Source organism: Streptomyces sp. NPDC029466 (genome assembly GCF_055574515.1).
The window spans coordinates 1-12,541 of the sequence record NZ_JBVHZH010000085.1 but is presented as its reverse complement, the minus strand read 5'-3'; the positions used below and the strand labels follow the sequence as shown (position 1 = coordinate 12,541).

At 74.7% G+C, this 12,541-nt stretch carries 10 protein-coding genes; 3 read left to right on the top strand and 7 right to left on the bottom strand.

Annotated features, from left to right (window positions below; translation table 11 throughout):
* A partial coding sequence (locus tag ACZ4XD_RS36240; RefSeq protein ID WP_468049666.1) for a L,D-transpeptidase family protein occupies positions 1–547 on the top strand: 547 nt, incomplete at its 5' end.
* An 11-nt stretch (positions 548–558) separates the two neighbouring features.
* Here the strand turns inward: ACZ4XD_RS36240 and ACZ4XD_RS36235 are convergent.
* On the bottom strand, positions 559–954 hold the full coding sequence (locus tag ACZ4XD_RS36235; RefSeq protein ID WP_468049664.1) for a thiol-disulfide oxidoreductase DCC family protein: 396 nt from the start codon (positions 952–954) through the stop codon (positions 559–561).
* Between the two features lie 90 nt (positions 955–1,044).
* Positions 1,045–1,548: a C40 family peptidase gene (locus ACZ4XD_RS36230; protein ID WP_468049662.1), complete on the bottom strand. Its 504-nt coding sequence runs from the start codon at positions 1,546–1,548 to the stop codon at positions 1,045–1,047.
* Positions 1,549–1,734: 186 nt separating this feature from the next.
* On the opposite strand from ACZ4XD_RS36230, the gene ACZ4XD_RS36225 reads away from it, so the two are divergent.
* Both ACZ4XD_RS36225 and ACZ4XD_RS36220 read left to right on the top strand, forming a co-directional pair.
* Positions 1,735–1,926 (top strand): hypothetical protein, encoded by a 192-nt coding sequence (locus tag ACZ4XD_RS36225; protein WP_468049660.1) that lies wholly within the window; start codon positions 1,735–1,737, stop codon positions 1,924–1,926.
* 43 nt (positions 1,927–1,969) lie between these two features.
* On the top strand, positions 1,970–2,473 hold the full coding sequence (locus tag ACZ4XD_RS36220) for a metallophosphoesterase family protein (RefSeq protein ID WP_468049658.1): 504 nt from the start codon (positions 1,970–1,972) through the stop codon (positions 2,471–2,473).
* 17 nt (positions 2,474–2,490) lie between these two features.
* On the opposite strand, the gene ACZ4XD_RS36215 is transcribed toward ACZ4XD_RS36220, so the two are convergent.
* The 5 genes from ACZ4XD_RS36215 to ACZ4XD_RS36195 form a co-directional block, all read right to left on the bottom strand.
* Complete coding sequence (locus ACZ4XD_RS36215) at positions 2,491–3,000, bottom strand: mycothiol transferase (protein ID WP_468049656.1); 510 nt, start codon at positions 2,998–3,000, stop codon at positions 2,491–2,493.
* Positions 3,001–3,195: 195 nt separating this feature from the next.
* Positions 3,196–6,048, bottom strand: a complete 2,853-nt coding sequence (locus tag ACZ4XD_RS36210) for a condensation domain-containing protein (protein WP_468049654.1) — start codon at positions 6,046–6,048, stop codon at positions 3,196–3,198.
* Positions 6,038–7,897, bottom strand: coding sequence for an amino acid adenylation domain-containing protein (locus tag ACZ4XD_RS36205; RefSeq protein ID WP_468049652.1), 1,860 nt, complete (start codon positions 7,895–7,897; stop codon positions 6,038–6,040). Before ACZ4XD_RS36205 ends, ACZ4XD_RS36210 begins: the two co-directional genes overlap by 11 nt.
* Before the next feature lie 58 nt (positions 7,898–7,955).
* Positions 7,956–9,881: a non-ribosomal peptide synthetase gene (locus tag ACZ4XD_RS36200; RefSeq protein ID WP_468049650.1), complete on the bottom strand. Its 1,926-nt coding sequence runs from the start codon at positions 9,879–9,881 to the stop codon at positions 7,956–7,958.
* A partial coding sequence (locus ACZ4XD_RS36195; protein WP_468049647.1) for a non-ribosomal peptide synthetase occupies positions 9,878–12,541 on the bottom strand: 2,664 nt, incomplete at its 5' end. The genes ACZ4XD_RS36200 and ACZ4XD_RS36195, both read right to left, overlap by 4 nt.

The following is a 12,541-nucleotide window of genomic DNA, read 5'->3' as shown; positions in this document are numbered from 1 at the left end:
CGGACTGCGGGTGGACGGCCGCCAGTCGGCCGCCGACTGCCGGGCGATCCGGGCCTTCCAGACCAGCCACGGCATCACCCCGAACATCGGCTACGCCGGACCCGTCACCTGGGGCGTGATGCGCGTCGTGGCACAGCAGAACGCGGCCGGGCGCACCCCCAACAAGGCGGGTCACTGCCCGGCCAACAAGGGGCGGATAGCCTGCGTCGACCTCACCCGCCAGCTCAGCTGGATCCAGGACGGCGGGAAGCTGGTCTTCGGCCCGGTCCCGGTCCGTACGGGCCGCGACGGCTACGAGACCCGCACCGGCGCCAAGAAGATCTACTGGCGCCATCTGCACCATGTGTCGACCCTCTACAACGTGCCGATGCCGTACAGCCAGTTCTTCGACGGCGGGCAGGCGTTCCACTCCATCAGCGGCAGCGTCTGGTCGGCACCCGGCTCGCACGGCTGCGTCAATATGCGCAGCAACGACGCCAAGAAGTACTGGTCGCTGCTCAAGAACGGTGACGACGTCTACGTCTACGGCCGCAAGCCCGGCACCTGACGGCGCTCCCGCTACAGCTGCTTCCGGGCGGCGGGGGAGGACGGCAGCGCACAGGCCGCCGTCCCGCCCGGCATCCGGTGCCGGTTGCGTGCGATCAGCCGGTACACCCCATGGGCGGCCCAGCGGAAGGGCGGGAGGGTGAGCACGGCGCCCACCACCGGCCACCCGCGGGGCGCGCTCAGCAGCAGCTTGGCGACCGCCTGCGCCCCGCCGTGCACGGCACCGGTCGGCGTCACCCACAGCACTTCGTGTTCGGCGCGACGCCGGCTGATGCCGAGCTCGGTGAGATCGGTGAACTGCCAGGGGGTGGCCGCACAGCGCGGACGCAGCCGCCGTTCCGCGAACCGCACCGAGGACGTACAGAAGGCGCAGTCGCCGTCATAGACAAGAACGGGTTGCTGCCGCATGGTCCCGTCACCTCTCGCACCGATGGCTCAATGATATGAGCCACGTTACCGGGAGGAATTCCGGTGCCGTCGGGTGCGCCCGCGCGCAGGTCAGTCGGCCAGCAGGTGGTACAGGGCCATGGGTGTCACATAGCCCGGCCAGCGGCCGTCCGCGAACAGATGGACCCCGCCGTCCTGATAGCTCTGGTCGACGAGTTGGGAGCAGATCATGTGCCCCGTGGCGGCCACATAGCGGCGCAGCCCCGGGACGGGAAGGTGAAAGCGGTGCGCGGCGATCGCCAGATAGTCGAGGAAGCTGTAGGGCACCCCGACGTAGGCGGTGGCCGCCGCGCAGATCGCGGCGCGCTGTTGTTCGGTGAGCCCTTCCGGGCAGACGTAGCACACCGGGATGCCGTCGTAGGTGGTGAGGGACTTGATGCGGGCCCCGCCCGGCTCGGCTTCCAGCAGCCGGCCATCGGGCAGGACGAGAAAGGCGTGCTGATAGTCGGCGAAGCCGTCTCCGTTGATCCATTGTCCGAAGCGGATCAACCGGCCGGTGATGCCGGATATTCGGGTGAGTCCGATGTCGCCGGGCAGGGGATGCGTATGCCTCATGAGCAGCTCCCGGGAGCAAGGGGGTTCTCCGGTTAATACCCGGTGTCCGGCCGTGCGCACCGCGTCCGGGGAAATACCGGCCCGCATTTCCCGGCCATCCGGCTTTCCCCGTGGGGCAGATGAGAAATACGGATACCAGAGGGGGACGGGAATTCCGCGGCCCGACGGGGTACGGATTCCCGGACCGTGCAGGCGGCCACCCCGGCCGAGGAATCCGAGCGGGAGGAGCGGGACGCGATGGGCACCGGAGAGACCGAGCACGCCGCGACGGGCACAGTGGAGCGCCGCCGGGGCGGGCAGCGGCGTCGACCGAAGGACAACAGCGTCTACTCGGCCGTCAACGAGCTCACCGTGCGGCCCACCGCCCAGGAACGCTGACCGCCCGGCCCGCGTCCGTGAGCACGGCCCGAGGAGAGTTACCGTGCGACTCCTGCTCCTGTCCGACACCCATCTGCCCAAGCGCGCCAAGGTGCTGCCGCCCCAGCTGCTCGACGAGGTGCCGGACGCCGATGTCGTCGTGCACGCCGGTGACTGGGTCGACACCGCCACCCTCGACCTCTTGGCGGGCCGCGCCCGGCGGCTGATCGGGGTGTACGGCAACAACGACGGCCCGGAACTACGGGCGCGGCTGCCCGAGGTGGCGTACGCGGAACTGGCGGGGGTGCGCCTCGGCGTGGTGCACGAGACCGGCCCCGCGCAGGGCCGGGAGCGCCGGTGTGCCGAACGGTTCCCCGAACTCGATGTGCTGGTTTTCGGACACAGCCATATCCCCTGGGACTCCACGGCCGGCGACCGGCTGCGCCTGCTCAACCCGGGTTCGCCGACCGACCGCCGCCGGCAGCCGTACTGCACCTATATGACGGCGGAGATCACGGCCGGCCGGCTCACCGCTGTGGAGCTGCACCGCCTGCCCCGCAGACGGTGAGCCCGCCGGGTCCGGTCTCAACGGCCGAGCAGGCCCCGCACATAGGCCGCCTGCCCGGCATGCTGGAGGTCGTCGGCGACGACGCTGACGAGCCGGACGCCCAGGGTGACCGGCGGTGTCCAGGCGCGGTCGACGACGCGCTTCATGTCCTTGTCGTCGACCCCGGCCAAATACTGCACGGTGTTGTCGTGGACCGCGCCGTGATAGCCCATCAGCAGCTCATCGGTCAGATCCCGTACGGCCGCCACCTCCTTCGCGGAGTGGCCGTAGCCGGTGTCGTCGGGGGAGAACGGCAGGCCGAAGCGGTCGTACCAGCCGTCCGCGGTCCAGATCTGCTCGGTGCCGGCCACACCGGCGAGGTGGTCGTCCTGGATCCGGGTGAGATGCCAGACCAGCCAGCCGATCGAGTTGGCGCCGTCATCCGGGCGGGTACCGAGCTCATCGGGGTCGAGCCCGGTGACCGCGTCCTCGACACTCTCCCGGATACGTCCGAAGGCATCGACGAGCAGGTCCGTGCTGGCGTTCATGGGGGGCTCCTTTGCGGCGACGGAGGGCGTCAGCCCGGCAGCCCGCCCATGGTCGCAAGCCGGGCGCGGGAAACCGCGCGGGGCAGGCCGGGGGAGCGGTGATTTCCCCGAGCAACCGGTCCCCGGCAAGGCGTGACGACAGCGGCGCCCGGCGGCCGGGGGGCCACCGGGCGCAGCGTCATCACACCGATCGGGTCACCGCTCGGACGGGCCGGCCATCTCGGCCAGTACGGAGCGCCAGTCCTCGCCCGGCTGGAGACGCAGGGACGGGGACAGCCGGTCGGAGTGGTAGTGCCAGCGGTGGTCGAGGTCCGGATGGACCTCGTCCGCTTCGCGGATCTCGCTGTCACTGCCGAGCAGCTCGGTGAGCGTGGCGGCGAGATCCCGCCAGGTGACATGGCCGCTCACGGCGTTGGCGACGCCGTGCACAGGAGCATCCAGGCAGGAGACCACGGACCGGGCCAGGGCCGCGGCGTGCACCCAGGCCGCGCCGTACCAGGCATGGCCACCGGTACCCGGCCGGGGCAGCACCAGCGGCCGGCCCTCCCGTGCGGCCTGGTAGAGCAGACCCGTCGCGCCCCAGCGCAGCTGGTCCCGCAGCCGCTGGTGCGGCCCCCAGACGAGGGGGGAGCGGACGGCACTCGCCCCGCCCCGGCCCTGCGAACCGGCGGCCCGCAGCAGCAGCGCTTCACAGTCGAGCTTCGCCTGCCCGTACGGGCTCAGCGGCCGCCCCGGGGCGGACTCCTCCGCCACCCACTCGCCGGCGGGGTGCCCATAGGCGTCCACGCTGCTGACGAAGACGAACGGGCCGCGCGACCAGGCGCCGACCATCGCCGCCATCGCCGTCACATCGACCTCGGGGCGGGTGAACGTACAGGCCGCGTGGATGACCGCATCGGCGCTCTCGACGGCCTTGCGCAGCCCGGCCACGTCGGTGAGGTCGCCCTCGATCACGTCCACGCCGTCACCGGCGACCAGATGCGCGGATTCGGGGCGGGCCAGGGCCAGCACCGGGCGGCCCTGCGCGGCCAGTTCACGCAGGACGAAGGCGCCGACCCCGCCGGTGCCGCCGGTGACCAGGACCGTGCCCGCGCGCGAGCGCCGCGGACGGGCTGCGGTGACCGTGGGCACGGCGGCCCGTTCCGCTGCCCGGGCGTCCAGCAGCGCGGTGACCGCGCGCGGGGTGCGGGCCTGCATGATGTCCAGGCCGGTCAGCGGCAGTTTCAGCGCCCCGCGCAGCCGCTCGGCGAGCTGCACGGCGACCAGCGAGTGACCGCCGAGGAGGAAGAAGTCGTCGTCCGGCCGGGGCTGACGGCCCAGCAGCGCGGTGAAGCCTTCGGTCACGGCCTCGGCGTGGGCGCCCTCCGGCGCGGGCGCGGACGGCAGGCCGGGCAGCCGGGCCGGGTCGGGCGCGCCGTCGGCGGTCCGCGGCAGCGCGTCCAGCAGTGTCACGGCGGCGGGCACCAGGTCCGGCGCCAGCTCCGCCCGCAGACGGGAGCGGAGTTCGGCCGGTGTGGGTCCGCCGATCCCGCGCAGCACGGCATAGGCCAGCAGGGGGCTGCCGGCCGGTGCGAGCACCGCGGCCTCGGCCACCCCGGGGTGCGCGCGCAGCAGCGCCTCGGCCGGGTGGGCGTCGGCCCCGTCCCGCGGCGCCGGTACCGCCCCCGGCAACCGGGACAGCCGCAGCTCCGGGTCGTCGGCGACGGCGGTGAGCAGCGCGCCGTAGTGCGTACCGAGAGCGGCCGCGGCTTCCTCGTCCAGCGCGGCCCGGCCGTACTGGACGAGGCCGGCCGGGGCCTCGGTGTCCACCAGCGCGAAGGAGAGGTCGAACTTGGCCTCACCGGCGCCGACCTCGACATACTCGCTCACCGTGCCCGGCAGCCGCAGGGTGGTGGGTTCGCCCAGGACGTCCGCGCTGACCCGTATCAGGGCCGTCCCGTCCGTGTCGCGGGCGGCCGCCCCGAGCCGTTCCAGGATGAGATCGAAGGGCACCTCACGGCTCTGCTGGGCATCGAGCAGCGCCTCCCGTACGCGCTCCACGAGCACGGTGAAGGACGGGTCGCCGCCCGCGTTCACCCGGACCGGGAGGGTGTTGACGCACAGGCCGACCAGGCCGCGCATCTCCGCGCCCTGCCGGTGGCTGCCGGCGACGCCGATCACCAGGTCGTCCTGTCCGGTGAAGCGGTGCAGGGCGGCGAAGCCCGCGGCCAGGGCCACGGTGAACTGGGTGGCCCGGCGCTGCCGGCCCAGTTCGCGCAGGGCCGCCGGCACCCGCGGGTCGAGCGGGGCGGTGTGCGTTCCGGCGGACCGGGAGCCACCGTCGGCGGGCGGGTGCGCGGGGCGGGGCAGCCGCAGCGGGGAGATGCCGTCGAGGCGGGCCTCCCAGTGGCGCAGCCCCTGTTCGAGGCGGTCGGTGGCGGCCTGCTCCCGCCGGGCGAAGTCCGCGTACTGCGGGGGAGCGGGCTGCTCGGCGGCGGGACCCCCGGTAGCGGCCGTGTAGAGCTCGGCCAGTTCCCCGGCGACGGTCTCCAATGAGGCGCCGTCCAGGGCGATGTGATGGAACGTCAGCAGGACGGTGTGGTCCTGCGGGCCGTGCCGCAGGACCAGGGCACGCGGCACCGGGCCGGCGGCGAGGTCGAACGGGCGGTGCGCCTCCTCGGCCAGCAGCGCGCCGGCGCCGTCGGCGGCCGTCTCCACGACGCGCAGCGTCATGGCCTCGGGTGCGGGCAGCACCTCCTGGTAGGGCTCGCCGTCCTGGTGCCCGTACCGGGTCCGCAGAATCTCGTGGCGGCGCACCAGGGCCGTCAGCGCGGATGTCAGCGCGTCCAGGTCGAGCGGACCGCGCAGCCGGGTGGCGAACGGCACGCTGTACGAGGCGCCGCCCTGGCCCAGCCGGTCCATCAGCCACATCCGGCGCTGGGCGTGGGAGAGCGGCACGGGCCCGTGGCGGACGGTCTCGGGGGCGGGAGCGGGGCGGGCGGCGCGGGAGCGCGCCCGGCGCAGCAGTTCCTCCTGGAGCGCCGCCGCGGCGGGGGTGTCAGTGGGCATCGGTGTCCTCCGGGGCGTCGGGGCGCAGATCGCTGTGCGCGGCGAGCAGGGCCCGCTCGACCAGCGCGGCGTGTCCCGCCACCGTGGGGGCGGCGAAGAAGTCGGCGAGGGTCAGCTCGACACCGAGCTCCTCGCGCAGATCGTCGGTGACGGCCAGCGCCAGCAGCGAGTGGCCGCCCAGCGCGAGGAAGTCGGCATCCGCACGGGTGACTTCACGGCCCAGCGACCGGCTCCAGACCTCGGCGACCGCCGCTTCGAGCGGGCCGAGCGGACCGGCCGGGGCGGTGCCGGGCGCGTCCGTCGTGACGAGGTCCGTCAGGGCGCGGCGGTCGACCTTGCCGGAGGGCGTGAGCGGCAGCGTGTCGACGAGCCGCACCTCGTCGGGCACCAGATGGGCGGGCAGGACGGTCGCGAGCCGCTCGCGCAGCGTCTCGGGGCGGGGGACCGGCCCGGCCGCGGCCACGACGAAGGCCGCCAGCCGGGCGTCATCGGGGGAGGGGCGGTGCACGGTCACGGCCGCGTCGGCCACCTCGGGCCGCTCGCGCAGGGCGTGTTCGATCTCGGCCGGTTCGATCCGGAAGCCGCGGATCTTCACCTGGTCGTCGGTGCGCCCGTGGTAGTCGAGGAGCCCGTCCGGACGCCGGGAGACGAGGTCGCCGCTGCGGTAGAGGCGCCCCAGTTCAGGGTGCTGGACGAACCGCTCGGCGGTCAGCTCCGGCTGCCCGGTGTAGCCGTGCGCCAGCCGGCTGCCGCCGATCCACAGTTCGCCCTGCACACCGTCCCGGACCGGCCGGCCGGTGGCGTCGAGCAGATGCACGGCGGCCCCGGCGACCGGTCGGCCGATGGGCACCTGACCGTCGCAGTCGGCGTCGGTGACACGGTGGGTGGTGGTGAAGGTCGTCGCCTCCGTCGGCCCGTAGCCGTTGACCAGCTCCAGCCAGGGGAAGGCCCGCAGGACCGCCCGGGCATGGTGCGCGGACAGGGCTTCGCCGCCGACGATCACCGTGCGCAGCAGCGCGAAGATCCGGGAGCGGCGGCCGGCCAGCTGGTGGAAGAGCGCGGTGGTGAAGAAGGCGACGGTGACGCCGTGGCGCTCCACGTGCCGGGCCAGGTCCTCGAACGACGGCCGTTCGTCGGTGCACACCACCACCGCGGCGCCGTTGGCCAGGGCTCCCCACACCTCGAAGGTCGAGGCGTCGAAGGTCATCGGAGAGTGGAAGAGCACCCGGTCGCGGGGGGTGAGGGTGAGATACGCCGGGTCGGAGACCAGCTCGGCGATCGCATGGTGCGGCACGGCCACGCCCTTGGGGCGGCCGGTGGAGCCCGAGGTGAACATGATGAACGCCGTGGCGTCCGGGCCCGGTTCGGCCGCCGGGGCGGGGTCGTCGTCCACCAGCGGGTCACCGGGCAGCGCGAGGGTCGCCCCGGTGAGTGCCGCGGATTCCAGGAGCTTGCTGTCGCCGACGGTCAGCGTGGCACCCGCTTCGGCGGCCAGCGCCTCGGAACGGGCGCGCGGATGGGCCGGATCGAGCGGCACACACACGGCGCCCGCCCACCACAGCGCGAGCTGGGCGACGACCGTCCGGGCGCAGCGGGGCATCAGCAGGGCGACGGAGTCACCCGGGCCGACGCCGTGCGCCCGCAGATGCGCGGCGAGCGCGCGGCCCGCCGAGACCAGCTGCGCATAGGTGAGCGTGCTGTCGCCGTCCGCCACGGCCAGGGCGTCGGGGGTCCGGGCGGCGTGCCAGGCCACGAGGGCCGGCAGACCGGCCGAGGGCGCGGGCCGGTCGGCCGCGGCGCGCTCGGCGGACGCGCGGTGTGCGGGGGACGGGGTGCCTTCGGTGGGCACGGGGCCTTCCTTCCGGGTGTCGGGCAAGGACGGAGACGCGGGGGTGCGGGCGGTCATCTCAGGCACCCGCCGGCTGCCGGGCGGCACGCTCGTCGACGAGCCGGGCCACGGCGCGCAGATCCGGCTGGCGGAGCAGCTCGGGGGCGCGCAGCCGGATGCCGCTGTCCTTCTCGATGACGGTCAGCAGCCGGGCGGCGAGCACGGAGGTGCCGCCGGCCTCGGTGAAGTTGTCCGCCAGGGAGATCCCGGGCCGGCCGAGGAGGTCGCGGGCAGCGGCCAGCACGAGCCGCTCGCCGGGGGTGGCGTCGGCTGCCCCGTCGCCGTCCGGGGCGGTCCCGTCCGGAGCGGTGCCGCCGGAGCGGGGCAGGCCGGACTCGGCCGCCCGCCGGGTGAGTTCGGCCCGGTCCACCTTGCCGTTGGCGTCCAGGGGGAAGGAGTCCACGATCCGTACGTCCGAGGGGACGGCCTGCTCGGGCAGCCAGGTCCGCAGGGCCGGCAGCAGCGCCTCCGCCGTGAGCCCGGCACCGGCCGCCGCCCGTACGTACGCCACCAGGCGGGCCCGGCCGTCGGCGGTGCGCGGCGCGGTGACGACGGCGCTCAGGACCGCCGGGTCCTGCTCGAACGCGGCCTCCACCTCGGCCGGTTCGATCCGCACCCCGCTGATCTTGACCTGGTCGTCGAGCCGGCCGAGGAACTCCAGCTGCCCGTCGGCCGCCATCCGCACCCGGTCACCGGTGCGGTACACCCGCTCCACACCCGGCAGATCGAGGCCCTCGGGCACGGCAACGAAGCGGCGCGCGGTCAGCTCGGGGTCCAGATAGCCGAGCGCCAGCCCGCTGCCGCCGATGAGGAGTTCGCCCTCCGTACCGCGCTCGACGGGCCGGCCCTCCGGGTCGGCGACGATCACGGTCACGCCCGGTACGGGGCGGCCGATCGGCGGTGCGGAGACCCTGCCCGCCGCGCTGTCCGTGCCGTGCATGGCGTAGGTGGTGGCGACCACGGTCGCCTCGGCCGGGCCGTAGGCGTTGTGGACGGTGGCGGTCACCTCCGCGCCGGGACGGCGGCGCATCCGGTCACCGCCGACGATCAGATGACGCAGCCTCAGATCCTGCGGCCAGGGCCGGTCCAGCAGCGGCTCGACCATCGGGGTCGCCCCGATCGCCACCGACACCCCGGCGGTGCGCCACCAGTCGGCGAGCACCACGGAGTCCCAGCGGACCTCGTCCGGCGCGGGCACCAGCGCCGCTCCGGACGTCAGCCCGGCCCACAGCTCCAGCAGATGGGGGTCGAAGGCGACGCCGATCAGCAGCGACTGCCGGTCCCCGGGGCCGAGACCGGTCGTGGCGCGGTACCAGTCCAGCAGCCCGGCGAGCGCGGGCTCACCGACGGCCACCGCCTTGGGGCGGCCGGTGGAGCCGGAGGTCAGCACGGCGTAGAACGCCCCGGCGGGCGCGGAGTGCGCGCCGGCACCGGGCGCGGCGAAGGCCGCCACGACGGTGGTGGTGGCATTGGCCCCCTCGCCGGGCAGCGCCAGATCCAGCCGGTCGCCCGTGCGGTGCCGGGGCGGCAGCAGCGCGGGATCGCCGATCAGAGCGCCGACGTTCAGATCCTCGGTGACGGCGTCGGTGCGGCGCTCCCCGGGGCGGGGCCCCAGCGGCAGATACACGGCGCCGAGCCTGGCGAGCGCGACGGCGGTCACCACGAGGGCGGCCGAGCGGTCGAGGCAGACGCCGACCAGGTCTCCGGGCCGTACCCGGGCGCGCAGCGCCGCGGCGGCCTCGTCGGCGGCGGCGCCGATCTGCCGGTACGTCCAGCTGTGCGTCCCGTCGATCACCGCGGGCGCGTCGGGGGAGCGGCGGACCCACTCCTCGAAGCGGGCGAGGACCTCGGTCCCGCCGTCGGTGGCGGGGCGCGTGCCGTGGGCGATGCTCAGCGCGCCGGCGGTCGTCGGGGCCGCCGTCCGGGCGGTCATCGGCTGGGTCATCGGGACTCCGTCACGGTGGTCGAGGCGGCGGGAGAAGGCATGGTGCGGCCGGTGGCAGCGGTGCCGACGGCGGCGAGCGCGGCGGCCTGGTCGGTCAGCACCGGGTTCTGGAACAGCAGCCGCAGCGGCGGGCGCTGCCCCAGCCGCGGCTCCAGCCAGGAGGCCAGCTGCGCGGCGAGCAGCGAGTGGCCACCGGACCGGAAGAAGTCCGAGGACAGGTCGAACCGCTCGTGGCCCAGGGCCTCGCGCCAGCCCTCGACGAGCAGCGCCGTCATCGGATCGGCCGGCTCCACCGGTTGCCCGGCGCCGGACTCCTCGGCGGGGGCGGCCGGTTCCAGCGCGGCGGCGCTGCGGGTCAGCGCGGTCCGGTCCGGCTTGCCGCCGGCCAGCCGCGGCATGACGTCGAGCCGGGCCCAGCGCCCGGGGACCAGGGCGCTCGGCAGCCGTCGGCTCAGCTCCGTGTGCAACGCCTGCTCGTCCCACGGCCCGTCGTCGTCCGCGCTCTCCAGGAAGCCGACCAGCCGGGGCCCGCCGGGGGCCTCGCGGTCCAGGACGACGGCGCAGGACCGTCCGCCGAGCGCGGCCGAGGCGGCCGCCTCCACCTCTTCCAGTTCGATGCGGTAGCCCCGCAGTTTGATCTGGTGGTCCAGGCGTCCCAGGAAGTACAGCAGCCCGTCGAGGCCCCGGTAGCCGCGGTCACCGGTCAGGTAGACCCGCTCACCGCCGAGCGCCTCGACGCGGCGGAACCGGGCATCGGTGGCCTCGGGGTTGCCCACATAGCCCTCGGCCAACCCGGCCCCGGCGATGGCCAGTTCACCGACCGCGCCGTCCGGCAGCGGCTGGTGGTGGGCGTCCAGGACATGGACCCGCTCGCCGGGGAGCTCGGTGCCGAGCGGGATCTCCGCCCCCTCGGTGAGGCCGTCCCGGGTGATCTCGTGGACGGTGGAGCTGATCGCGGCTTCGGTGACGCCGTAGACGTTGAGCACGGTGCTGTCGGTGTCGGCCAGGAACGCGCGCAGCGCATCCGCCGGCAGACGTTCACCGCCGAGCACCAGCAGCCGCGGCGTCCAGTGACCGTCCCGCAGCGCGGGGCGCATCTCCTGACGGGTGGCCAGGAAGTAGCTGGTGGGCAGATTGGCCACGGTCACCCGGGCGGCGACCAGCAGTTCGGCCAGCTCGGTGCCGGTCGGGACCTCGCGCTCGGGGGCGACCAGGCACGCCCCGGCGTACAGCGACGGCAGCACCTCTTCGAGGGCCACGTCGAACGACGGCTGGGCGAACAGCAGCACCCGGTCACCCGCACCCAGGCCGAACCGGTCGGCCGCTCCGGTCAGATGGTTCTCCAGCGCGGCGCGGCCGACGGCCACGGGCTTGGGTACGCCGGTCGACCCGGAGGTGTGAATGAGGTAGGCGGCGCCGGGCACGGTCTTTGCCGCCCGCGCCGACGGCAGGTCCTCGCTGTCGACGGTGGCCGACGGCAGCCCGTCGGGGACGGCGACGGGGGCGTCCGCCGAGGTCAGCACCAGCGCCGGGCTCAGCCGCTCCAGCAGCAGCGTCAGCCGGGCCGGCGGATCGGACGGCGAGAGCGGGCAGTACACCGCCCCGGTGCGCAGACAGGCCAGCAGCGTCACGACCGAGTCGGCACCGCGGGGCAGCACGGCGGCCACCGGCTGACCGGCGGTCACCCCCGCCGCCAGCATCCGCTGGGCGAGCGAGGCGACCCGGTCCGCCAGGTCGCCGTAGGTGAGCCGGCGGGCGCCGACGAGCAGCGCGGGCAGCGAAGGGTCGTGGGCGGTGGCGGGGTCGAGCGGGTCGTGCGCCGGCGCCTGCACAGCGGCGGCCGGCAGGGCCGGCGGCAGCGGCGGCGCCAGGTCAGCGAGGGCGGTGCCGGGCGCGTCGAGATACGCCCGCAGCAGGTCGAGGAACCGCCCGGCCAGCAGCTTCGCCACGTCCTCGCCGAACAGGTCGGCGTCGTAGTCCCAGACCAGCGTCATGCCCGGTGCGCCGTGCCGGGGACCGACGCCGCGGCGGTCGTCCGGCAGCAGCACCACGTCCAGGTCGAACCGGGTGGTGCCGGTGTTGAAGCCCTCGAACAGAGTGATGTCCAGGCCGGGCACCTCGATGTCGGGCAGTTCGGCGTCGTGCGCGCTGAACATGACATCGAACAACGGGTTGTCCGCCCCCGAGGTGTGCAGCCCGAGCGCGCGGGTCAGCTCCTGGATCGGCACCTCCTGGTGCGGCAGCGCACGGATGAGGGTGTCGGTCACCTCGTCCATGGACTCCTCGGCCGGTGCGGCCGGGTCCAGACGGAGCGGGAGCGGGATGGTGTTGACGAACATGCCCACGGCGTCCGCGAAACCGCGCGGACGGTTGCCGACCGCGGTGCCGATCACCATCTGCGCGCGGCCGCTGTGCCGGCGCAGCAGCTCGGCGAAGAGCCCGAGGAGCGTGGCGAACGGGGTCAGACCACGGTCCCGGGCGTGGGCCCGCAGCCGCTCCGCCAGATCCGCACCGATCGACTGGCGCAACTGGCCGCCGTGGTGCCGCCGCCGGGCACCGGGCCGGGCCAGACCGGGCAGCGGCAGGTCGTAGGACTTGTCCCGCAGCGCCTCGGCCCAGAACTCCAGACCCTCCCGCCGCTCCGCGGTCGCCTCGTCCCC

Coding starts and splice junctions, on each gene's coding strand:
- ACZ4XD_RS36235 (WP_468049664.1), bottom strand. CDS start 954: ATGCGGCAGCAACCCGTTCTTGTCTATGACGGCGACTGCGCCTTCTGT.
- ACZ4XD_RS36230 (WP_468049662.1), bottom strand. CDS start 1,548: ATGAGGCATACGCATCCCCTGCCCGGCGACATCGGACTCACCCGAATA.
- ACZ4XD_RS36215 (WP_468049656.1), bottom strand. CDS start 3,000: ATGAACGCCAGCACGGACCTGCTCGTCGATGCCTTCGGACGTATCCGG.
- ACZ4XD_RS36210 (WP_468049654.1), bottom strand. CDS start 6,048: ATGCCCACTGACACCCCCGCCGCGGCGGCGCTCCAGGAGGAACTGCTG.
- ACZ4XD_RS36200 (WP_468049650.1), bottom strand. CDS start 9,881: ATGACCCAGCCGATGACCGCCCGGACGGCGGCCCCGACGACCGCCGGC.